This is a genomic window from Micromonospora sp. BL1 (genome assembly GCF_003667485.1).
Classification (GTDB): domain Bacteria; phylum Actinomycetota; class Actinomycetes; order Mycobacteriales; family Micromonosporaceae; genus Micromonospora; species Micromonospora tulbaghiae.
On record NZ_RCVK01000187.1, the window covers coordinates 35,099 to 56,220 of the forward strand.

Annotated in this window: 22 protein-coding genes and 1 tRNA gene; 8 read left to right on the forward strand and 15 right to left on the reverse strand. The window is 72.6% G+C overall.

Going from position 1 to position 21,122, the window contains the following annotated elements:
- Positions 1-31: 31 nt before the first annotated feature.
- Positions 32-625 carry a DUF1349 domain-containing protein gene (locus EAD96_RS08195; protein ID WP_121683810.1) on the reverse strand — a complete coding sequence of 198 codons (594 nt, stop codon included), beginning with the start codon at positions 623-625 and terminating at the stop codon, positions 32-34.
- A gap of 53 nt (positions 626-678) precedes the next feature.
- Between EAD96_RS08195 and EAD96_RS08200 the strand changes: the two genes are divergently transcribed.
- Both EAD96_RS08200 and fabG read left to right on the forward strand, forming a co-directional pair.
- Complete coding sequence (locus EAD96_RS08200; protein ID WP_121683811.1) at positions 679-2,331, forward strand: alpha-amylase family protein; 1,653 nt, start codon at positions 679-681, stop codon at positions 2,329-2,331.
- A gap of 61 nt (positions 2,332-2,392) precedes the next feature.
- Positions 2,393-3,151: a 3-oxoacyl-ACP reductase FabG gene (gene fabG / locus EAD96_RS08205; protein ID WP_013288301.1), complete on the forward strand. Its 759-nt coding sequence runs from the start codon at positions 2,393-2,395 to the stop codon at positions 3,149-3,151.
- A 25-nt stretch (positions 3,152-3,176) separates the two neighbouring features.
- Here fabG and EAD96_RS08210 read toward each other — a convergent pair whose 3' ends face one another.
- A complete protein-coding gene (locus EAD96_RS08210; protein ID WP_091422474.1) occupies positions 3,177-3,593 on the reverse strand; it encodes a hypothetical protein in 417 nt (138 codons plus the stop codon).
- Complete coding sequence (locus EAD96_RS08215) at positions 3,586-4,002, reverse strand: hypothetical protein (protein WP_181726513.1); 417 nt, start codon at positions 4,000-4,002, stop codon at positions 3,586-3,588. The genes EAD96_RS08210 and EAD96_RS08215 overlap by 8 nt, the downstream gene beginning before the upstream one ends.
- 125 nt (positions 4,003-4,127) lie before the next feature.
- Between EAD96_RS08215 and EAD96_RS08220 the strand changes: the two genes are divergently transcribed.
- Entirely contained in the window at positions 4,128-5,024 is an 897-nt protein-coding gene (locus EAD96_RS08220; protein WP_121683812.1) for a Gfo/Idh/MocA family protein, read from the forward strand.
- Between the two features lie 13 nt (positions 5,025-5,037).
- Here EAD96_RS08220 and EAD96_RS08225 read toward each other — a convergent pair whose 3' ends face one another.
- A complete protein-coding gene (locus tag EAD96_RS08225; protein WP_147457854.1) occupies positions 5,038-5,976 on the reverse strand; it encodes a hypothetical protein in 939 nt (312 codons plus the stop codon).
- 474 nt (positions 5,977-6,450) lie between these two features.
- Between EAD96_RS08225 and erm the strand changes: the two genes are divergently transcribed.
- Positions 6,451-7,257, forward strand: a complete 807-nt coding sequence (erm, locus tag EAD96_RS08230) for an ErmE/ErmH/ErmO/ErmR family 23S rRNA (adenine(2058)-N(6))-methyltransferase (protein ID WP_121683814.1) — start codon at positions 6,451-6,453, stop codon at positions 7,255-7,257.
- On the opposite strand, the gene EAD96_RS08235 is transcribed toward erm, so the two are convergent.
- Positions 7,241-7,435, reverse strand: coding sequence for a DUF2795 domain-containing protein (locus EAD96_RS08235; RefSeq protein WP_091422483.1), 195 nt, complete (start codon positions 7,433-7,435; stop codon positions 7,241-7,243). The two genes, erm and EAD96_RS08235, sit on opposite strands and share 17 nt — an antisense overlap.
- An 89-nt stretch (positions 7,436-7,524) precedes the next feature.
- On the opposite strand from EAD96_RS08235, the gene EAD96_RS08240 reads away from it, so the two are divergent.
- Positions 7,525-8,781, forward strand: coding sequence for an erythromycin esterase family protein (locus tag EAD96_RS08240; RefSeq protein WP_121683815.1), 1,257 nt, complete (start codon positions 7,525-7,527; stop codon positions 8,779-8,781).
- Between the two features lie 34 nt (positions 8,782-8,815).
- Here the strand turns inward: EAD96_RS08240 and EAD96_RS08245 are convergent, their stop codons facing one another.
- The 3 genes from EAD96_RS08245 to EAD96_RS08255 all read right to left on the reverse strand — a co-directional run bounded on the left by EAD96_RS08245 (position 8,816) and on the right by EAD96_RS08255 (position 12,063).
- On the reverse strand, positions 8,816-10,996 hold the full coding sequence (locus tag EAD96_RS08245) for an MMPL family transporter (protein WP_121683816.1): 2,181 nt from the start codon (positions 10,994-10,996) through the stop codon (positions 8,816-8,818).
- Between the two features lie 28 nt (positions 10,997-11,024).
- Positions 11,025-11,570 carry a TetR/AcrR family transcriptional regulator gene (locus tag EAD96_RS08250; RefSeq protein ID WP_120574154.1) on the reverse strand — a complete coding sequence of 182 codons (546 nt, stop codon included), beginning with the start codon at positions 11,568-11,570 and terminating at the stop codon, positions 11,025-11,027.
- 91 nt (positions 11,571-11,661) lie between these two features.
- Positions 11,662-12,063 (reverse strand): helix-turn-helix domain-containing protein, encoded by a 402-nt coding sequence (locus EAD96_RS08255; RefSeq protein ID WP_121683817.1) that lies wholly within the window; start codon positions 12,061-12,063, stop codon positions 11,662-11,664.
- Positions 12,064-12,152: 89 nt separating this feature from the next.
- Here EAD96_RS08255 and ligD point away from each other — a divergent pair, with 89 nt between their 5' ends.
- Positions 12,153-13,112, forward strand: a complete 960-nt coding sequence (gene ligD / locus EAD96_RS08260; RefSeq protein WP_121683818.1) for a non-homologous end-joining DNA ligase — start codon at positions 12,153-12,155, stop codon at positions 13,110-13,112.
- 12 nt (positions 13,113-13,124) lie between these two features.
- On the opposite strand, the gene EAD96_RS08265 is transcribed toward ligD, so the two are convergent.
- Positions 13,125-13,856, reverse strand: a complete 732-nt coding sequence (locus EAD96_RS08265) for a DUF1275 family protein (protein WP_121683819.1) — start codon at positions 13,854-13,856, stop codon at positions 13,125-13,127.
- 187 nt (positions 13,857-14,043) lie between these two features.
- Between EAD96_RS08265 and EAD96_RS08270 the strand changes: the two genes are divergently transcribed.
- Together EAD96_RS08270 and EAD96_RS08275 are read left to right on the forward strand one after the other, a co-directional pair.
- Entirely contained in the window at positions 14,044-14,289 is a 246-nt protein-coding gene (locus EAD96_RS08270) for a hypothetical protein (protein ID WP_121683833.1), read from the forward strand.
- Complete coding sequence (locus EAD96_RS08275) at positions 14,273-15,424, forward strand: cupin domain-containing protein (protein WP_233585546.1); 1,152 nt, start codon at positions 14,273-14,275, stop codon at positions 15,422-15,424. Before EAD96_RS08270 ends, EAD96_RS08275 begins: the two co-directional genes overlap by 17 nt.
- 46 nt (positions 15,425-15,470) lie before the next feature.
- Here the strand turns inward: EAD96_RS08275 and EAD96_RS08280 are convergent, their stop codons facing one another.
- From EAD96_RS08280 to EAD96_RS08305, 6 genes are all read right to left on the reverse strand, one after another.
- Positions 15,471-17,426 (reverse strand): LuxR family transcriptional regulator, encoded by a 1,956-nt coding sequence (locus EAD96_RS08280; RefSeq protein WP_233585548.1) that lies wholly within the window; start codon positions 17,424-17,426, stop codon positions 15,471-15,473.
- A 138-nt stretch (positions 17,427-17,564) separates the two neighbouring features.
- Complete coding sequence (locus tag EAD96_RS08285; protein WP_121683822.1) at positions 17,565-18,542, reverse strand: ABC transporter permease subunit; 978 nt, start codon at positions 18,540-18,542, stop codon at positions 17,565-17,567.
- Positions 18,539-19,438: an ABC transporter ATP-binding protein gene (locus tag EAD96_RS08290; protein WP_121683823.1), complete on the reverse strand. Its 900-nt coding sequence runs from the start codon at positions 19,436-19,438 to the stop codon at positions 18,539-18,541. Before EAD96_RS08290 ends, EAD96_RS08285 begins: the two co-directional genes overlap by 4 nt.
- On the reverse strand, positions 19,435-19,830 hold the full coding sequence (locus tag EAD96_RS08295) for a GntR family transcriptional regulator (RefSeq protein WP_121683824.1): 396 nt from the start codon (positions 19,828-19,830) through the stop codon (positions 19,435-19,437). The genes EAD96_RS08290 and EAD96_RS08295 overlap by 4 nt, the downstream gene beginning before the upstream one ends.
- 131 nt (positions 19,831-19,961) lie before the next feature.
- Positions 19,962-20,033 (reverse strand) — tRNA-Arg (locus tag EAD96_RS08300).
- Between the two features lie 76 nt (positions 20,034-20,109).
- Positions 20,110-20,805, reverse strand: a complete 696-nt coding sequence (locus EAD96_RS08305) for a winged helix-turn-helix domain-containing protein (RefSeq protein WP_026267749.1) — start codon at positions 20,803-20,805, stop codon at positions 20,110-20,112.
- Positions 20,806-21,122 lie beyond the last annotated feature (317 nt).

Consider the following 21,122-nt stretch of genomic DNA (forward strand, 5'->3'; position numbering starts at 1 on the left):
TACCCGGACCGGCGGCCGTCACACCTGTGACTCAGCCCTCCGGGTGCAGCGCGGCGTCCGCCGGACCCCGCCGCCAGCCGGTGAAGCGGACCAGCAGGCCGCCCCGGCTGGGCGAGCAGCAGTACGGCCCGGCCGAAGCCGTCGCCGCCGGATCGAGCGGTGCGACGCGGACCAGCCGCCACGGCTCGTCCTCGCACCGGGCGCGCACGGTCAGCGCGTCGCCGGCCCGGCTCACCCGGACCGTCACCTCCCGGCCCGACCAGTCCGGCACCGGCGCCACCGACCAGTCGGAGAACTCGTCGGTGACCACGGCGCCCACCTGCGGCGAACCGTCGCTCACCTCGACCCCGGCCTTGATCCACCGCCGCTCGTCCACCCGCACCAGCACGCCGGCCTGGTCGAACTGGACCGAGTAGTCGAGCCGGAACGACACCTCCACGGCGCCGCCCACCGGAAACGGCGCGAGCAGCGCCGATCCGTCGTCGTGCACGAATCCGTAGCTGGTGCGCCGCCAGAAGTCGCTGCCGCCGCGCGGCTGCACCAGCAGGCCGCCGCCGTCTACCGGCTCGGCCCGCTCGGGCGGGTTCAGCCAGGTGCCTGCCGACCACTCGTACGCCTCCTGCATCCCGGCACCGTACCGGGTTTGCCGCCGCGCGCGATCGGAGAAGTAGTAGCCGCATGGGTGACAGGTGGTATCAGGAGGCGGTCGTCTACTGCCTCGACGTCGACACGTACGCGGACTCCGACGGCGACGGGGTGGGTGACTTCCAAGGGCTGATCGGCCGGCTCGACTACCTGGCCCGGCTCGGCGTGACCTGCCTGTGGCTCAACCCGATCAACCCCTCGCCGAACAAGGACGACGGGTACGACGCCACCGACTTCTACAACGTGGACCCGCGGCTGGGCACGCTCGGCGACTTCGCCGAACTGCTGCACCAGGCGAGCAACAGGGGCATCCGGGTGATCATCGACCTGGTCGTCAACCACACCTCCGACCAGCACCCGTGGTTCCAGTCCGCCCGGTCCTCGCCCGACTCGCCGTACCGGGACTGGTACGTCTGGGCCGACCACGAGCCGGACGACCGCCACCAGGGCATGGTCTTCCCGGGCGAGCAGCACGAGACCTGGACCTACGACCGGACCGCCAAGGCGTGGTACTACCACCGCTTCTACAAGTTCCAGCCGGACCTGAACATCGAGAACCCGCGGGTCCGGGCGGAGATCAAGAAGATCACCTCGTTCTGGCTCCAGCTCGGCGTCTCCGGTTTCCGGATGGACGCGGTGCCGTTCATCATCGAGCGCACCGAGCCGGGCAACCCGAACTCGCCGAAGGACTTCGACTTCCTCACCGACCTGCGCCAGCACGTGCAGTGGCGGCGCGGCGACGCGGTCCTGCTGGCCGAGGCGAACGTCGAGCCGGACGAGCTGCCGGTCTACTTCGGCGACGGCAGCGGCTCGGGCAACCGGATCCACATGCTGTTCGACTTCATGCTCAACGGCCGGCTGATGCTCGCCCTGGCCCGGGAGGACCCGGAGGTGATCATCGAGGCGTTGCGCGACACCCCGAAGCTGCCCACCGGCGGCCAGTGGGCCACGTTCCTGCGCAACCACGACGAGATCGACCTGTCCCGGCTCACCGCCGACCAGCGCAACGACGTGCTGGCGAAGTTCGGTCCGGACGAGAACATGCAGCTCTACGGCCGGGGCATCCGCCGCCGCCTCGCGCCCATGCTCGGCAACGACCGCCGGCACATGGAGCTGGCGTACTCGTTGCAGTTCTCGCTGCGCGGCACGCCGGTGCTGCGCTACGGCGAGGAGATCGGCATGGGGGAGGACCTGTCGCTGGACGGGCGCGACGCGATCCGTACCCCGATGCAGTGGTCCTACGCCGACAACGCCGGCTTCTCCACGGCCGAGCCGGAGAAGCTGGTCCGCCCGGTGATCGACAAGGGCGAGTACGGCTACCAGAAGGTCAACGTCACCGCCCAGCGCAAGGACCCGCGCTCGCTGCTCGGCTGGTTCGAGCGGATGATCCGGACGCTGCGCGAGGCGCCGGAGACCGGCTCCGGCAGCACCACCCACATCGACGTGCCGATGCCGCCGGGCGTGCTCGCGCACCGCGCCGACGGGCGTACCGGGACCATGGTGTTCCTGCACAACCTCGGCACCGAGGACGTCGAGGTGGACCTGAGCACGCTGGCGCCGGAGGCGGACCTGCCGATCGACGTGCTGAGCGACCGCAACTACGAGGACGTGGGCAAGCTCGACCGGCTCAAGCTCGGCGGGTACGGCTACCGGTGGATCCGGCTCTGCCGGGGCCACGAGCGGTAGGGGGCGGCGTACCGGCGGGTTAAGCTCCTTCGATCGAGCCACAAGTTACCGGGAGGTAAGCATGTCGGAGGAGCCCCGCGTCGCCATCGTCACCGGAGCCGCGCGCGGCATCGGGGCCGCGACCGCCCGCCGGCTGGCGGCCGACGGCATGGCCGTCGCCGTGGTCGACATCGACGAGTCCGCCACCAAGGAGACGGTGGACGCCATCGGCTCGGCCGGCGGACGGGCGCTCGGCGTCGGCGCCGACGTGTCCGACCGGGCCCAGGTCGAGGCCGCCGTGGAACGGATCGCCGCCGAACTGGGCGCACCGACAGTGCTGGTCAACAACGCGGGTGTGCTGCGCGACAACCTGCTGTTCAAGATGACCGAGGGCGACTGGGACACGGTCATGGGCGTGCACCTGCGCGGGGCGTTCCTGTTCAGTCAGGCCGCGCAGAAGCACATGGTCGAGGCGAAGTGGGGCCGGATCGTCAACCTGTCCAGCACGTCCGCGCTCGGCAACCGGGGCCAGGCGAACTACTCGGCGGCCAAGGCCGGCCTCCAGGGCTTCACCAAGACGCTGGCGATCGAGCTGGGCCCGTTCGGGGTGACTGTCAACGCGGTCGCGCCGGGCTTCATCGTCACCGACATGACCGCTGCCACCGCGGCGCGGATGAAGGTCGACTTCGACGACCTGCAGAAGCACGCCGCCGCCGAGATCCCGGTACGCCGTCCCGGTCGCCCGGAGGACGTCGCGCACACCATCTCGTTCCTGGCCAGTGAAGGCGCGTCCTTCGTCTCCGGCCAGGTCATCTACGTCGCCGGCGGTCCGAAGGACTGACCGGCCCAACCCGGCGCGGGCCTGCTCAGGCGGGGTCGCGCCGGGTGCGCCAGAGCCAGAACAGGCCGAGCACCGGCAGCACCAGCGGTACGTAGCCGTAGCCGCTGCCGAAGTCGGACCAGACCGTCTCGTCCGGGAACAGCTCCTTGTCGGCGATGCTCAGCACGCCCACCCCGAGCACCCCGACGAGTTCGACGGTGCAGCACGCGAGCGCGATCCGGCGGCCGGCGTGCCCGGCCCGGGCCAGCCCGACCGCCGCCACGATGTAGATCAGCGCGGCGAGCGCGGAGAGCAGGTACGCCACCGGCGCCTCGTCGAACTTCGTGGCGATCTGCAACCCGGCCCGCGAGGTGGCGGCGATGGCGAAGACGATGTAGACGGCGATCAGCAACCGGCCCGGCCCGCGGTTGGTGGCGCGCTGCTCGGTCGTGGTCTCAGCCACCGAGGGCCTCCCAGGTCTGCTGGAGCCGTACCGCCACCACGGGCGTGACCAGACAGATCGCGCAGACGATGCCCGAGCCCCAGCGGGTCGGCTCCATCCGGGCCAGCACCCAGGCCAGCGGCGGCAGGCAGACCAGCGTCGCCAGGTAGCCGAAGAACGCGCCCGGCTCGCCCGGCCGGTCCCCGCCGCCGAGCGCGACGAGCGCCGTCACGGTGAGCGCGAGCAGCGCCACCTCCAGCACGGCCAGGCCGATGAACTGGATCCGGTCCGGCGGCCGGTGGCGTACCGCCGCCACCAGGGCCCAGACGGCGACCGCCAGCGAGATCACGATCGCGACCGTGGCGAGCGGCCCGTCCACCGGAGAGGCTGCTGCCGCGCTGGTCGTCGACACGGTGTCGTTCACCGGCACAGCCTACTAACCGGTGTAGTAGCGGCTCGCCCGCCGGGTCGTGGCGCGCCGGACGGGCCGGGGGACTAGCGTGGATCACGGTCCCGGCGTACGCCGGTGGCGGACGTCGACGGCAGGGGGCCGGGGTGCGGTTCGGGTTGTTCGGCACGGGTTACTGGGCGGCGCAGACGCACGCCGCGGCCATCGAGGCACACCCGCGGGCCCGGCTCGCCGGCGTGTGGGGGCGCAACCCCGCGAAGGCGGAGGAACTGGCGACCCGGCACGGTGTGCCGGCCTTCACCGACGTCGACGCGCTCATCGACGCCTGCGACGCGGTCGCCGTGGCGCTCCCGCCGGACGTGCAGGCCGACATCGCCGTCCGGGCCGCCACCGCCGGGCGGCACCTGCTGCTGGACAAGCCGCTGGCGCTCGACGTCGCCGACGCCGACCGGGTGGTCGCCGCGGCGCAGGCGTCCGGGGTGGCCTCGGTGGTCTTCTTCACCCAGCGCTTCCACCCGAACGTCACCGGCTTCCTCGCCTCGACCGCGGCGGCCGGCGGCTGGCAGCACGCCCGCGCCACCATGTTCGCGTCGATCTTCCAGCCCGGGAACCCGTACGGCGACTCGGGCTGGCGGCGGGAGCGCGGCGCGCTCTGGGACATCGGCCCGCACGCGTTGTCGCTGATCCTGCCGGTGCTCGGCCGGGTCACCCGGGTCGCCGCGATGGACGGCCCGAGCGGCCTGGTGCACCTGCTGCTCACCCACGACGGCGGCGCGACCAGCTCGCTGTCGCTCACCCTGGACGCGCCGTCCGAGGCGGTCACCCGGGACTTCGTCTTCTTCGGCGAGAACGGCACCGAGACGGTGCCGCCCGGCGACGGCAGCGCGCTCCAGGCGTTCGGCGCCGCGCTCGACCAGTTGCTGGAGGAGGTCGACGCCGGCACCCGCGACCACCGCTGCGACGTGCGGTTCGGCCGCGAGGTGGTGGCGGTGCTGGACGCCGCGCAGACCGCCCGGGCGCAGGGACGCACAGTCGACCTGTAGGGAAGGGGCCGGGTCACGAGCCGGGACGGCCGCGGTAGCCGATGGGTCCTTCCCCGGTGCGCTGGTACGTGCCCAGGAATCCGTCGTCGGCGAAAGCGACGGTGCCGTTGTTGCCGTTGCCGTGGCGCCAGCTCATCCTGGTGACCGCGTGCCCGGGCACACCCACCGCGACGAGCAGGTCCCCGGAGCGGTGCCACCCACCGCCCCAGCCCTCCTCCGTGGTGAACCGCCGAGCCTGCTCGGCCCGGGAGCCGCGCCCGGCGAGCCGGCCGCGGAACTCCCTCGGCCGCTGACCCGGCTGCCGGCGCCAGCCGTAGAAGGCGGCCTGCTGCTTTTCGAACGTGATCGCGTACTCCGCGCCGGACGCGTCCGCCCACGCCACCTGGTCGAGAAGGGCTTGTTCACCGCGATCGATGAGAATGGTGACCTCGCCGGCGTCGGTCGCGTACCGCAGCACGGGCTCGGCGACGGCCTGCCGTGCCAGCGCCAGGCCCGCCTGGTCGTGCGCGTGCATCGGATCGATCGTCACCCGGTACAACCACAGCATGCTGCGGGCGTCGGCGCCGCTGTCGATCCGCAACGTGTTCCGGCCGGCGACCAGGTCCTCGGCGGGGACCGCGAAGACCAGACGCTGCGGCAGACCGCCGCCATTCGGGATCCGCATCCGGTCGGCCAGCGGTCTGCCGTTGAGGCGAACGGTGAGCGGGGCGTATCCGGGCTCGCGGGAGAACATCGACGTGAGCGCCCGCAGGGCGACACAGGCCTCCCGGACGACGACCGGGTCAGGCACGTCGAACTCCAGCTCGACCGATCCGCCGGCGCCGATCGCCAGGTGGTCGCCGGCAGCCGAGGATCGCTCGACACCGGTGATCGTGACGTTCCCGGTACGTGGCGGTTCGGAGCCGAAGTCGGCGTAGGTCGGTTCCATCTGGACCTCGACATATTTGTACATTCCACAAAGGATAGATCAACAGGCGTCGGCCGGCGCACCGTCGAGCGGGAGAAAACCGGTCGCCCGGGCCCGACCCGGTCGTTAGCGTGGCGGCATGTTCACGCATGCCCTGATCCGTGTGGCCGTCGCGCCGGCCGCGTGTGGGCTCCTCCTGGACGCCCGTCCGCGGTTCCGGCGCCCGGCCCTGGCCGGCCGGTACGCCGCCCGCGTCTGACCTGACCGCCGGTTCCCGACCCGCCCCGAGGGGCGCCGGTCGTGCCACCTCGCCGAGGTGGCGGTACCCGTGGTTCGTCCACGCCACCTCGCCGAGGTGGCGTCTCCGGCATGCGCCGCGTCCCGGCCACTGTCCAGGGTCGTCCGAGTCCCGATCCGCTCGGACCGCCCGCCCGATCCGCCCCACGCCGCCTCGACGGCGGGGGACACCCGCGCAGCGGTCCGTACCCGTCGCCGTCCGGCGACAGACAGGACGAACCCGTGGCGCCCCGCCGAAACACCGCACGCGACCGGTCCCGTCGCGTACTGTCCCAGAACTTCCTCGCCGACCCGGCCGTCGTCGCGCGGATGGTCCGCGCGGTCCGGCCCGGCCCGGACGACCTGCTGCTGGAGGTCGGCGCCGGTCGCGGCCGGCTGACCCGGCCGCTCGCCGCGCGGTGCGGGCGGCTGATCGCGTACGAGGTCGACCCGGCCGTGCTGCCCGAGCTGACAGCGGCCTGCGCTCCGCTGCCGAACGTCGAGGTACGGGCGGCCGACTTCCTGACCGCGTCCCCGCCCGCCGGGCCGTTCTCGGTGGCGGGCAACATCCCCTGGTCGCTCACCGCGGCGGTGGTCCGCTGGTGCCTGGCCGCACCAGGGTTGCGTACCGCGACGCTGCTCACCCAGCTCGACTACGCCCGCAAGCGCACCGGCGACCACGGCCGGTGGAGCCGGCTCACCGTGCTCACCTGGCCCGAGTACCACTGGCGGCTGGCCGGGCGGGTACCCCGGACCGCGTTCCGGCCGGTGCCGGGCGTGGACGGGGGCATCCTGCGGCTGGAACGCCGGACGACGCCACTCGTGGCGCCGGCCGCGCTGCCCGCGTACCGGCGGATGGTGGAGCTGGGCTTCGGCGGAGTCGGCGGCTCGCTCGCGGCCTCGCTGCGCGCGGGCCATCCCCGGCCGCGGGTCGACGGCGCGTTGCGGGCCGCACGGATCGCGCCGGACACCCCGGTCGGGCTGGTCTGGCCGGAACAGTGGCTGGTGCTGTTCCGGCTGCTGCACGCGCCGCTCAACCGGCGAGCGTGACCAGCGCCTCGACCAGTTCGGCCGGGGTGTCGAACTCCTCGGCCGGCAGCGTGCGCAGCCGCTGGAGCGTCTCGGTGCTGGCGCCGTTCTCCTGGCCCCAGCGGACCAGGTCCTCCCGGGAGACCGGGTAGTCCAGCCCGGCCAGGAACTCCTGCAACTGCGCGCCGGTGACGGTCATGCCGCCCGGCTACCCGCTGGGCCCGGCGGCATGCCCGCCGCCGGGCCGCGGCGGCGGTTTGTCCCGGCGGGCCCCGGGTAGCCGCGGACATGCTGGTACAGCGGCTCGGCGCGCCGAGCGACTTCGACCCCTTGCTCGACCGCGTGCGGGACGCCCGGGTGGTGATGATCGGCGAGGCGACGCACGGCAGCTACGACTACTACCGGCTGCGGGAACAGTTGACCCGGCGGCTCATCGCCGAACAGGGGTTCGACTTCGTGGCGGTGGAGGGGGACTGGCCGGACTGCGACCGGGTGCACCGGTCGGTGGTCGGCGCGCCGGACGGGCCGGCCGATCCGCTCGTCGCGCTGGAACGGTTCGAACGCTGGCCCACCTGGATGTGGGCGAACGCCGAGGTGGCCCGCTTCTGCCGCTGGCTGCGGGCGTGGAACCTGGAACGCCCCGAGGGGGAGCGGGCCGGCTTCCACGGGCTGGACGTGTATTCCCTCTGGGAGTCGATGCAGGCCATCTTCGACTACCTCGGCGAGGAGGACCCGGCCTCGCTGGAGGCGGCCCAGGAGGCGTACCGCTGCTTCGAGCCGTACGGCAAGCGGCCCGAGGAGTACGGGATGGCCAGCCGGTTCGTCTCCGCCCGGTGCGAGGAGGAGGTGGTCCGGCTGCTGGCGCGTACCCGGGAACAGGCCGCCGCGGACGGCCCGGACCGCTTCTCGGCCTGGCAGAACGCGGAGGTGGTGGCCGGTGCGGAACGGTACTACCGGGCCATGGTCGGCGGCGGTCCCGAGTCGTGGAACGTCCGCGACGTCCACATGGCCGACACGCTCGACCGGCTGCTCGACCGGTACGGTCCGGGCTCGCGGGGCATCGTGTGGGCGCACAACACGCACGTCGGCGACGCCCGGGCCACCGACATGGCGGCGGACGGCATGGTCAACATCGGGCAGCTCGGCCGGGAACGGCACGGCCGGGACGCGGTGGCGCTGATCGGCTTCGGCAGCTGGCGCGGCAGCGTGGTGGCCGCGCCGCGCTGGGGCTCACCGGCCGAGACGATGGTGGTGCCGCCGGCCCGGGAGGGTTCGGTGGAACACCGGCTGCACGAGCTGATGCCGGAGCGGGCGGTGCTGGTCTTCGGCGGCGACGACCAGCCGGAGTGGGTGACCGGCGAGGCGGACCACCGGGCCATCGGGGTGGTGTACGACCCGAGCTTCGAGTCCTGGGGCAACTACGTGCCGACCCGGCTGGGTGAGCGCTACGACGCGTTCATCTGGTGCGACGAGACGACGGCGCTGCACCCGCTGCCGGCGTGCGTCACACCCGGCGAGATGGAGACGTATCCGGCGGGTGTGTGACGGGTGGGGCCCCGCGGGGCCCCACCCGTGCCGATCACACGTTCGCGTGCTGCTTCTCGGCGAGGTGGGCGCGCAGGCCCTCACCCTCGACGTCCACGTTGGGCAGGATCTTGTTCAGCCAGCGCGGCAGCCACCAGGCGGCGTTGTTCAGCAGCGACATCACCGCCGGCACGATCGTCATCCGGACCACGAACGCGTCGATGGCGACACCGATGGCGAGCGCGAAGCCCATCGACTTGATGATCGGGTCCTCCAGGAACACGAAGCCGCCGAACACCGAGATCATGATGAGCGCGGCGGCGGTGACCACCCGGGCGCCGTGCCCCATGCCGTTGATGGTGGCCTGCTGGGCGGTGTCGCCGTGCACGAAGTCCTCGCGCATCCGGGAGACCAGGAAGACCTCGTAGTCCATGGCCAGGCCGAACAGGATGCCGATGAGCAGGATCGGCAGGAAGCTGACCAGCGGGGCCGGCGTGTCCAGGCCGACCAGGTCGGCCAGGTGGCCCTGCTGGAACACCGCGACGGTGATGCCGAACGTGGCCGCCACGGTGAGCAGGAAGCCCAGCGCCGCCTTGACCGGCACCAGGATCGACCGGAACACCAGCATCAGCAGCAGGATCGACAGGCCCACCACCAGCAGCAGGTAGACCGGCAGCGCGTCGGAGAGCTTCTCCGACACGTCGATGCCGACCGCTGTGACGCCGGTGAGCAGCACGTCGGCGTTCTGGATGCCCGAGACCTGCTTGCGGATGTCGTGCACCACGGTCTCGGTGGCCTCGTCGGTCGGCCCGGTCTTCGGGATCACCCCGATCAGCGCGGTACGCCCCGACGGGTCGACCTGCGGCGGGGCCACCGCCAGCACCCCGTCGGTCTTCTGCACCAGCGCGGTCACCTGCGGGATGGCGGCCTGGGTGTCCTGCGGCGAGTCGGCGGTCACCACGACGGCGAGCCGGCCGGTGAAGCCGGGGCCGAAGCCTTCCCGGATCAGGTCGCTGCTGACCCGGGCCGGGGTGCCCTCGGCGGCGGCGGAGGCGTCCGGCAGCGCCAGGCGCATGTCCTGGGCCGGGATGGCGAGCAGGCCGAGGCCGAGCAGCCCGACCAGGATCACCGGGACGCGCAGCTTGGTCACCCACCGCGCCCAGCGGAAGCCGAAGCCGGAGCGGTCCTCGGAGCCGGTGGTCGGGTCCTCGACCGCCTTGCGGTCACGCAGCTTGCGCGGCAGCACCTTGTGGCCGGCGAAGCCGAGCAGCGCCGGGGCCAGCGTGATCGCCACCAGCACGGCGATCGTGACGGTGCCGGCCGCGGCCAGGCCCATCACGGTCAGGAACGGGATGCCCACCACGGCCAGGCCGGCGAGCGCCACCACCACGGTGGCGCCGGCGAAGACCACTGCCGAGCCGGCGGTGCCGACCGCCCGGCCGACCGCCTCCTCCGGGGAGAGCCCGTCGAGCAGGTTCTGCCGGTGCCGGGAGGTGATGAACAGCGAGTAGTCGATGCCGACCGCGAGGCCGAGCATCAGCGCCAGGATCGGCGCGGTGCTGGTCAGCTCGACCGCACCGCTGAGCGCGAACAGACCGGCCATGCCGACACCCACGCCGATCAGCGCGTTCAGCATGGTCATGCCGGCCGCCACGAGCGAGCCGAACGTGATCACCAGGACGATCGCCGCGACCAGCACGCCGATCGCCTCGGTCGAGCCGACCTCCGGCTCGGCGTTGAGCACCTCACCGCCGGGGGCGATCTGCCAGCCCTGCGCCTCGGCCTGCTTGCCGACCTTCTCGTACGCGTCGCGCTGCTCGTCGGTGACGTCGTCGGCACCGCCGGCGAACTGCACCTGGACCAGCGCGTACCGGCCGTCCGGGGTGAGCGCCTGCGCCTGGTACGGGTCGACCGCGCCGACCACGCCGGGCAGCGTGGCCGCCTCCTGCGTGACCTGCTTGACCACCGCCTGACCGGCGGGCGTGGTCAGGGCGCCGTCCTGTGGCGCCTTGACCACGATCGTGCCGGTGGCGCCGCTGGCCGCCGGGAAGCGGTCGGCGAGCAGGTCGATCGCCTTCTGCGACTCGGTGCCCGGCATGGTGAAGTTGCTCGCCGTCGGGCCCCGCAGCGTGGCCGCGGCCAGGCCGAGGCCGACGAGTACGACGAGCCAGACGACGGCGACGAGTCGCCGCCGGCGCAGGGATGCCCGGCCGAGCCGGTACAGCAGGGTCGCCATGGACCTTCCTTGTCCTCGCAGAAACGGATCAGGTGGTGACTTCGAGCGCGCGGTACGCCACGGCGAGCAGTGCGGGTCGCAGCTGTTCGTCGGGGATGTCCAGGAACTCGCCGCAGGTCTCGGCGATGCCGGCGAGCACGACGAGCGCCGCGACGCGTGCCTCCGGACGGTCGGAGAAGCCGGCGAACGCGGCGACGAGCCGTTCGGAGATCTGCTGGATGTGGGCGAACGCGGGCTGCTGGAGCAGGTCGGGGAACTCTCCCCGGAGCAGGGCGATCTCCCGGCGGAAGCGGACCGCCAGGTCGACGAAGCCGTCCGCGGCGACGCGCTGGGCCTCTGCGCCGGTGTGCGCCGCGATCCGGGCGTCCAGCTCCTCCAGCACGGTGATGGCCGGGGCCATCAGCTCGCAGAGCAGGGCGTCCTTGCTGGCGAAGTGGTAGAGCACCGTCGCCTTGGAGCAGCCCACGTCGCGGGCGATGTCCTGGAGAGAGGTGCCCTTGTACCCGGTGACGGCGAACCGGCGAGCGGCCGCGGCCAGCAGCTCGTCGTGGGTGGCGGTGGTGGGTCGCGCCATGTCCTCCAGCATGCCTGACCGATCGGTCAGGTGCTGACCGATCGGTCAGATCCGCCGCGTGGCGTTCACCACAACGGCCTGTTTCCGCAGGTCAGACCGGTGGGCCGCCGTGCCGCCGGTCGTACTCGGCCCGGGCCGCGCTGATCGCCTCCCGGTGCCGCTCCGCCCAGCTCGTCAGCGCCACCAGCGACTCGTACAGCTCCCGGGCCATCGGCGTCGCGGTGTACTCCACCTTCGGCGGCACCGTGGGATGCACGTGCCGGTCCAGCAGCCCGTCGCGCTCCAGGTTGCGCAACGTCAGCGTGAGCATCCGCCGGCTGATCCCCTCCACCCGGCGTTCCAGCTCGGTGAAGCGGACCGGCCCGGCCGAGGCGGCGATCAGGATGCCGATGGCCCACTTGCCGCCGACCCGGTCCAGCGCCTCCCGCACGGTGCACGCGCTGGCCTGCCCGGCCGCGCCGGCCCCGCACTCGTCCGCCTCTGCCTCACCCACGCCCCGATCGTCGCAGGTGCGGGCCGGCGAGGCGCGCCGGGCACCGTGTCGGGGTTGCCGAGCCGGGCCCGGCCCGGGATGGTGGTCCGATGGGTGCCGCCGACGAGACCCGGGCCGGAGTGTCGCTGACCAACCTCGACCAGCCGCTGTTCGACGGCGCCGGGGCGACCAAACGCGACCTGGTCGACTACCTCGACGCGATGAGCGACCGGATCCTGCCGGAACTGCGCGACCGGCCGCTGTCGGTGCTGCGGGTGCGGCCCGGCCAGGAGCCGTTCATGCAGAAGAACCTGCCGAAGTACACGCCCGACTGGGTGCGCCGCACCGAGGTCTGGGCGGAGGCGTCGCACCGGCGGATCTCGTACGCCCTCTGCGACGACCGGCGGACGCTGCTCTGGTTCGCCAACCAGCGGGCGGTGGAGTACCACCCGACGCTCGCCCGCGCCGGGCAGCCCGAGCATCCGACCCACCTGGTGCTCGACCTGGACCCGCCGGAGGGGGACGCGTTCGGCGCCGTGGTGCGGGTCGCGCTGCTGGTGCGGCAGGCGCTCGCCGACGCCGGGCTGGCCGGCGCGGTGAAGACGAGCGGGGCGAAGGGGCTGCACGTGATCGTGCCGGTCGACCCCGCCACCACGGCCGAGGAGGCCGCCGCGGCGACCCGGGCGCTCGCCGCCCGTACCGAACGGCTCGACCCGGCGGCCGCGACCACCGCGTTCATCGTCGCCGACCGCGGCGGCCGCGTCTTCGTCGACTCCACCCGCGCGTACGGGGCGACTGTGGTGGCCGCCTACAGCCCTCGGATCCGGCCCGGCACCCCGGTGTCGTACCCGGTGGGCTGGACCGACCTGGAGAGCGCGAGCCCGGCCGACTTCACCGTGCGGACCGTGCCCGCGCTGCTGGGCGACCGGGATCCCTGGGCGGAGGCGCTGCCCGCGCCGCAGCGCCTGCCAACGGAGCTGGTCGAGCAGGGGCGGACCATCCCGGTGGCCCGGGTCCAGGCGATGCACGAGGGCAAACGCCGCGCCAAGGCCCGCCGCGAGGCCGGGTGACGCCGGTCCGCGTCAGCGGCGCCGGGTCGCCGTCGCCGGCGGGCGCTTGCCCCAGGTGAGCGCGATCAGCACCACGGCCAGGGCCCAGGTGATGATCATCGTCCAGATCGGGCGGGTCTCGGTGGCCGCGCCGACGAACCCGCCGATCGCGTAGCTGACCAGGCAGAGCAGGCCGGTCGCGGCGAGCCGCCCGGCCGCGCTGCGGCCCTCCGGTTCGAACACCCAGTCGGCGATGCCCTTCGTGGTGCGCAGCACGGTGCCGGTCTGGTACGACGTGGCGGTCTGCACGCCGAACGTGCGGACGATCAACCCGCCGAGGATGCCGACCGGGAACGCCAGCAGCGCGGTCAGGATCGTGCGCTCGGTCAGCGAGTCGCGCCCCGAGTCGAGGGAGCGGTCCACCAGGCCCCAGAGCACGAGCAGCGCCAGCATGGCGAGCAGTTCCATGCCCGGCGGGGTGAGCGGGCCGGCCGGGCGCAGGCGGCGGATCCCGGCGCCGAGCAGGCCGCCGAGGCCGAACGCGACAAGCGACGCCACCGCGGCCGGCCAGGGCGGAAAGTGATCGGCGGCACCCATTCCGACGAACGCCACATTGCCGGTCTGGATACCCACGAACACCTTGTACTTGAGGAACGAGAATGCGTCGACAACACCGGCGAGGCCGGTGGCGAGCGCGAGTGCCAGAAACGGTACGTGGAAGTCGTATTCCCCCACCCGCCAGCGATCCTCCGCGTTGTTGGACATCGCCCTCCCTACCCTTCGTTGTACCCGTGAAACCGGTGCGGCGTGCGGTGCGCGGAAGTGCCGGGAAAAGGGTTTCCCGCCCGTTCCGGTGAATGGCGCGATCGCGTTATTCACCGGGGGGATCCGATTCGGCAGCATCGCAATTGCGTCTCGACGGCGAGACTCGAAGCCGAAGGAGGCCGAGCGCATGTTCGTGCTCCCCGTCGCCAGAATCCGCGTCACGTTCTATTCGATCGCGGCCCTGGCCGTCGCCGGAGTCGCCACGGATGCTCCGGTCTGGAGCATCGCGGCGTCGCTGTTCCTCTGTGTCGCGATTCCGCTCGCGGTGGCCTTTCAGAGCCCGGAACACCTGCGGGCGTTGTTCGTCCCGTCCCGGGCCGCCGAGTCGGCGGCCCTCACCCGGAAGGACATCCGTCATGCCCAGATCCACTGACCCCGTCGGCAAGAATCCGCCGAAGGACACCGCGATGGTCGGTACGGTCCCGCGCAACCCGGCGATCGACGACACCCACCCGGACCTGGTGAACCCGCCGTCGACCGACCACGGCCTCATGCCGAACCTGGTGTTCCCGTTCTCGCTGGCGCACACCCGCCGGGAGAGCGGCGGCTGGACCCGGGAGGTCACGAACCGCCTGCTGCCGATCGCCCACGACCTGGCAATCGTGAACATGAAGCTCGATCCCGGCGCCTACCGGGAACTGCACTGGCACATCCAGTCCGAGTGGGCCTTCATCCTGTCCGGCAGTTGCCGGATCGCGGCCGTGGACCAGGAGGGACGCAACTTCCTGGAGGACGTCAAGGCGGGTGACCTCTGGTATTTCCCGGCCGGCATTCCGCACCACATCCAGGCGTTCGAGGAGGGCGTCGAGTTCCTGCTCGTCTTCGACGACGGGTGCTACTCCGAGGACGGGACGTTCCAGGTGACCGACTTCTTCGCGCACGTGCCGCGGGAGGTCATCGCCAAGAACTTCGGCTGGACCATGCAGCAGATGGCGAACTTCCCGGCGGAGTCCGAGCGGTACATCTTCCCGGGGCAGGTGCCGCCGCCGCTGGCCGAGGACCGGGTCTTCAGTCCGACCGGCGACGTGCCCCGCACGTTCAAGCACAGCCTGCTCGCCCAGACGCCGGAGAAGTTCGAGGGCGGCAGCGTACGGATCGCCGACTCGAGCAACTTCGCCGCGGCGGTCACCACCACCGCCGCGCTGGTGGAGATCGAGCCCGGCGCGATGCGGGAACTGCACTGGCATCCCAACGGCGCGGAGATGCAGTACGTCATCTCGGGCAAGGGGCGGATGGGCGTCTTCGCCAACCACGCCACGGCCCGTACCTACAACATGGAGACCGGCGACGTGGGCTACGTGCCGATCTCCATGGGCCACTACATCGAGAACATCGGCGACAAGCCCTTCGTCTACCTGGAGCTGTTCCGGACCGCGAAGTTCGAGGACGTGTCGCTCGCGCAGTGGCTGGCGAACATCCCGCCGGAGGTGGTCGCCGACACGATCAACGTGCCGCGCGAGCTGGTCGAGGCGCTTCCGAAGACGAAGAGCCCGCTGCAACGGCACTGAGGACGCGGTGCTGAGCGCGGACGCCACAGGGTCGTGGCGTCCGCGCTCAGCCTTCGTCCCGCGACTCCCAGACCAGCGCCAGCTCCACCCGGTTGTGCACACCGAGCTTCGCGTAGATCGACCGCAGGTGGGTGTCGACGGTGTGGAACGAGACGAACAGGTCCCGGGCCGCCTCCTGCTTCGTCATGCCGACCGCGAGCAGTTCGGCCACCCGTACCTCGGCGGGCGTCAGCGCGGCCACGGCCGGACGGCAGACCTCGTCGCCCGCCGGGCCGTCGTGCTCCCGTGTCCCGCCGGCACCCATCCGGGTGTACATCGCGGCGCACTCGGCGAGCAGGCCGGCCACCTCCGCTGGCGGCAGCCCGGGCGACCGCGCCAGGTCGTGCAGCGCGTCGGCCAGGGCCGGCCGGGCGGAGGTGGTGCGGAGCAGCCGTACCGCCGCGCGCAGCGCCGCCGGATCGCCGGTCAGCAGCCCGTCGGCCTGGTGCGCCACCCCGCGCCAGAGCGCGTTGTTGGTCATGCCGGCGGCCCGCTTCAGGTGGTCGGCGAGGATCCCGGCCCGCTGCCGGTCGCCGAGCGCCAGCGCCGCGCGAACCAGTCGCGGGCCGTGGTGCGGCACCAGCAGCAGGGGAGCCGTCGAGCGGTCCGGCATGGCGAAGGCGGCCCTCAGGAGCGCGGCGTGCCGGCCCGGTTCCGGATCGCCCGCGGCGGCGCAGCCGAGCCGGAACCACTGCATGTCGTCGGGCCAGCCCACCGCGGGACGTTCGTCGGCCATCAGATCCCGGGCCGCGGCCACCTCACCCCGGCGCAGCAGCACCTCCACGACCGTGGCGAGCAGGTCCACCCGCGCCTGCGCCGGCAGGGCGCCACCGCGTTCGGTCAACGCGAGCCGGGCCCGGACCTCGGCCTCGGCCAGCTCACCGGTGGTCAGCCGCAGGACGCAGTCCAACGCGGTCACCAGCGGCTGCCCCACCGTGCCGAGCGTGTCGATCTCCGCGGAGACGCTGTCGAGCGCGGTCGCCGCGTCGACGTACCGGCCGAGCGCGATCTGGTTCGCCACCCGGTCGACGCGCAGGAAGACCGCCTGGGTGCGGGCGGTGGGCTCGCCCGCGTCCACCTCCCGCAGGATCCGCGCGGCGCGGGGCAGATCGCCGGCCGCGGTGGCCCGGGACGCGTGCGCCAGGGCCAGGCGGATACCGCCGCCGGGGGAGGGGCTGCGTTCGTGGGCCCGCTCCGCCGCCGCCACCAGCTCCGCGGCGTCCGGGTGCCCGAACCGGGCCGCCAGCGACGCCAGCATGGTGAGCGTCCAGCTCCGCCCGGCGGCGTCCAGCTCCTGGTTGAGCGCCTGCCCGAGGTACGTCAGGGACAGCGAGGGACGCTGCGTCGCGTAGTAGGCGCCGAGCCGCCCGAGCAGCTTCGTCCGCTGCCGTGGCCCGTACCGGTCGGCGGCGACCTCCCGGTGCAGCATCCGCAGCGTCTCGTCCACCCGGCCGGCCAGGTAGAGGTTGTCGGCCACGTCGACCAGCCGGGCCAGGCGCTCGTCGGCCGGGCCGGGCGCGGGGGTGGCCAGCAGCAGGTCCGCGGCGAGGCTCGGGCCGACCGCCGGGTCGCCGGCCAGCCGCGCGGCGAGCGCCCGGGCGGACCGGCTCACCGCCGGGAGCACCCGGAGGAGCTGCCGGGCCGCCTGGGCCGGGCGCCCGGCGTCGGCGAGCACCTCGGCCGCCGCCTCGCGCAACGCCTGGCGTACCGACGGCGGGGTGTCCCGCAGGACGTCGTCGCGCAGCGCGATCGAGGCCAGCCGCAGCCCGGCGGCGGTGTCGACGAGGAACCCGCGCGAGATCAGCTCCTCCACCGTCGCGTCGACCGGCTCGTCCGGTGCGGTGCCGGTGCGTGTGGCCACCGCTTCGAGGAACCACAGGCCGCAGGGGGCGTCGGCGACGGCGATGCCGCGCAGGACCCACCGTTGCGTGGTGGTCAGCGAGGAGGGAACGCCCGTGTGCATCTTGGGACGGTTGGTCAACGGCGTCTCGGGCAACTGGCTCACCTTCGCAGGTGCTGTGGTTCGACCCGTTCACCGCGAGGTTAGCCAGCTCACGACCGGTCCATCCGCGAATCGGGGGACAAAGGTGAGGGTGGCTCACTAGAGCACGCGGCGCCGGACCCGCCACACCACCACACCGACCAGGATCGCCGCGACGGCGACGAACACTGCCGCCTCGATGAGCTGGAACGTCCAGAACCGGTCGGCCGGGTGGTAGACCCCGAACTGCTGGATGCCCCGCGCGTGCAGGAACTGGTTGACGTTGGCGCCGGCCCGGTTGGCGGCGTCCTCCAGCTCGTAGTACTCGACGCTGCTCAGCCTGTGCCCGGTGGCGTCCGCGTAGCCGCGTTCGATCACCCAGTCGGCGACACCGGGCACGAAGCGGTGCCCCGCCTGGTCCGTCGCGCCGCCGGCGGGGACCGGCTCCATGGCCGTGAGCGGCGTGGCGTACGCGGGGCGGGCCAGCAGCGCGACCGACATCCGGGCGGCGAGGAACGCCCCGAACGCGACGCCGAACGCGGGCAGGCTGCGCCGCAGGATCGCCCCCGCCGCGGTGGCCACGCCGAACGCGAACAGCGCGTACGCCACCGGCACAAGCCCCTCCAGGTCGAAGGCGTCGTACTGGAACCGCCCCTCCCACGCGTCGAACGGCTGACGGAACCAGGTGAGCACCGCGGTGAACATCCCGGTGAGCAGGACTGTGACGCCGGCCAGCGCCACGAGCTTGGCCGCCAGCCAGCGCATCCGCGGCACGGCCTGGGTCCAGGCGAGCTGCCAGGTGCCGTCCTCCAGCTCGCGCGCGAGCAGCGGCGCACCGAGGAACGCACCGATGACGACGGGGACCAGATAGAAGGCCGCCAGGAGGTTCTCGACGTACCCGTACTCGTCGTCGAGCCGGCGGAAGGAGGCCGCGCAGGCGTCGCCGACACCTGCCTCTCCCGCACAGCGGGCGGGACCGCCGGGGAACAGGTCGTGGGCCTGCGTCCCGAGCACGAGCAGGGCGATGCCGAACACGCCGACGAGCAGGCCCAGGACGCAGACCTCGGTCCGGTGCTGGCGCCAGATCAACCACGTCACGCCGCCACCCCCGACGGGACACCGGCGCTCGGCTCGGACGGCCGGCGCAGGTACGCCAGCACCAGGTCCTCCAGCGCGACCGGCCGGGCCTGCCATCCCGGCGCGGCCGGGATACCGCCGTCGCGTACCAGCAGGGTCGTGTGCCGGTCGCTGTGGACGGCCTCCACGACGGCGGCGGCCCGGTCGAGGTCGTTGGCCGTGCGCGGGCCGACGAGCAGCCGGTGCTCGGCGAGGAGGGTGTCGATGTCACCGGCGAGCGTGACCCGGCCCTGGTTGAGCACGACCAGGTGGTCGCAGACGCGCTCCAGCTCGTGCACGACGTGGGAGGAGAACAGGACTGTCACCCCGCCCTCGGCCACCGCGCCCATGAGGACCTGGAGGAACTCGTGCCGGGCCAGCGGGTCGAGGCTGGCCACCGGCTCGTCGAGGACGAGCAGCTCCGGCCGCTTCGCCAGGGCCAGAGCCAACGCGACCTGGGCCTGCTGCCCGCCGGAGAGCGAACCGGCCCTGCGGTCGAGCGGGATGCCCAGCTTCGCCAGCCGGCGCTCGGCCAGCCCCTGGTCGAACCGCAGGTTGCAGGCCCGGCCGAAGCGGAGCATCTCGGCGACGGTGAAGCGCTTGTACAGCGGGTGGTCCTGGGCCAGGAACCCGACCCGGGACAGGGTCTGCGGGGTGCTCGCAGTGACGTCCCGGCCGAGGACCTCCACCGTGCCGGTGCTCGGTGCCAGCAACCCGACGACCATGCGCAGCAGCGTGGTCTTGCCCGCGCCGTTCGGCCCGACCAGGGCGATCACGCCGCCCGCAGGCAGGGCCAGGGTGCAGTCGCGCAGCGCCCAGCCCTTCCGGTACCGCTTGCCCACACCGTCGGTGCGTAGCGCCAACCCGGTCGCTGTCACGCCACGTCCTCGTTCCTGGTCTGCTGGTGGACGGAGGTGAAGAGCGCGTCCACCGCCTGCTCGTCGAGGCCGGCCGCGTAGGCGCGGCGCAACCAGGTCTCCAGGCCGCGGCGCAGCGACGTGTACGTGGACGCCGACATCGCGGCCGACTGCTGCGCGGTGACGAACGTGCCCTGGCCGGGCCGGCCGGTGACCAGGTTCTCCTGCTCCATCTGCCGGTACGCCTTGGCCACGGTGTTCGGATTGATCGCCAGGTCCTCGACCACCTCGCGGATGAGCGGCAGGCGGTCACCGGGCTGGAGGAAGCCCAGCAGCACCGCCTGGCGGACCTGCTGGACGAGCTGCAGGTACGGCGGCACGCCGGAGTGGGTGTCGAGCCGGAAGACGAACACGATGCTCCTCGCTGCTTTACTAGTAACGTAGTAAAGCAGCGGGTCGGTGGTCAAGGAGGCCGGCTCGCCCGGAAACGGAACGAGCCCGGCAGCCAAGGTGGCTGTCGGGCTCGTGAAGGTCTTCTGTGAGGTGCCCCCGGCAGGATTCGAACCTGCGCTCCCGCCTCCGGAGGGCGGTGCTCTATCCCCTGAGCTACGGGGGCTCAGCGACCCGAGAAGAGTAGCAAACCCCCTCCCGGATCACCGAATCGGTACCCCCGCGAGTCGATCTTCGTCGGATCAGGCCGCGGCGACGGCGCGACCGCAGCTCGGCAGCGGGTGCAGCACGACCCGGCGGGGCAGCCGGCGGGGCCACTCGTTGCGCGGCCACGAGCCGTCCACGATCAGGTGCACGGTGCGCTCCTCGGCGCCGCTGAGCCGCAGCACGAAGTCCCGGGGCAGCGGCGGGTCCACCGACGGCGTGGTCACCATGAACCGCACCCGCCCCCGCGAGGACACCGCCGAGACCACGTCGGCGGCGGGCATGGTGCCGCGCAGACGTACCCGGCCGATCCAGTAGACCTCCGCGGCGTGCTCCTGGGCCGCCCGCGTGATTGCCGGGTACTCGCTGCGTACCCAGCGCTCGACCGCGCCGACGCACAGGCCGCAGGCCCGCTCGCGCGGCTCGCGCGGCCCGAGACCCCAGGCCCGGAGGTACGCCCCGACGGTGCCGGCGTCCATCGCCAGCCCGAACCGCCGCTCGATGAGAGCGGTCAGGCTCTGCCGTGTCCACAGCTCCTCGTCGAGGCCGAACTCGTCGGGGTGGACGCCCCGGAGCACGTCGATGAGTTCGAGTTCCTGTTCGCGGCTGAGCGTTCCCGGCTCGCCCTGCCGCAGTCCGCGACGGACGGCTGCCACCGCTCCGTCACCGCCGATGGTGTGGCGTCGGCACCAGCTGGTCACCGACCGCCCTGCGTCTCTGAGTGCAACCCCCACGTCTTGGGCAACGAGCCCGAATCGCAACTGGTCACGATATGTGGGTAGAAAACTCTCCAACCCCCTCAATGACCCGTTAACCCCAAACCGTTACAAACCCCCATACCGAACATTCCGGACAGCCCGCAGCCCTCCGAAGTCAAGATCTTGGTACGAAACGGCCCTCCCAGGGCCCCCTTCGTACCAAGATCTCCGCACCGCGACCCCCCCGTGCGCGATCTTGCAGTTGTGGCCCCTCGATAACGGGGCGAATCCGGCATCACCGGGGCAGTAACTGCAAGATCGCCGACGCGGGGCGGCGCGGGGCGGGGCGGGGG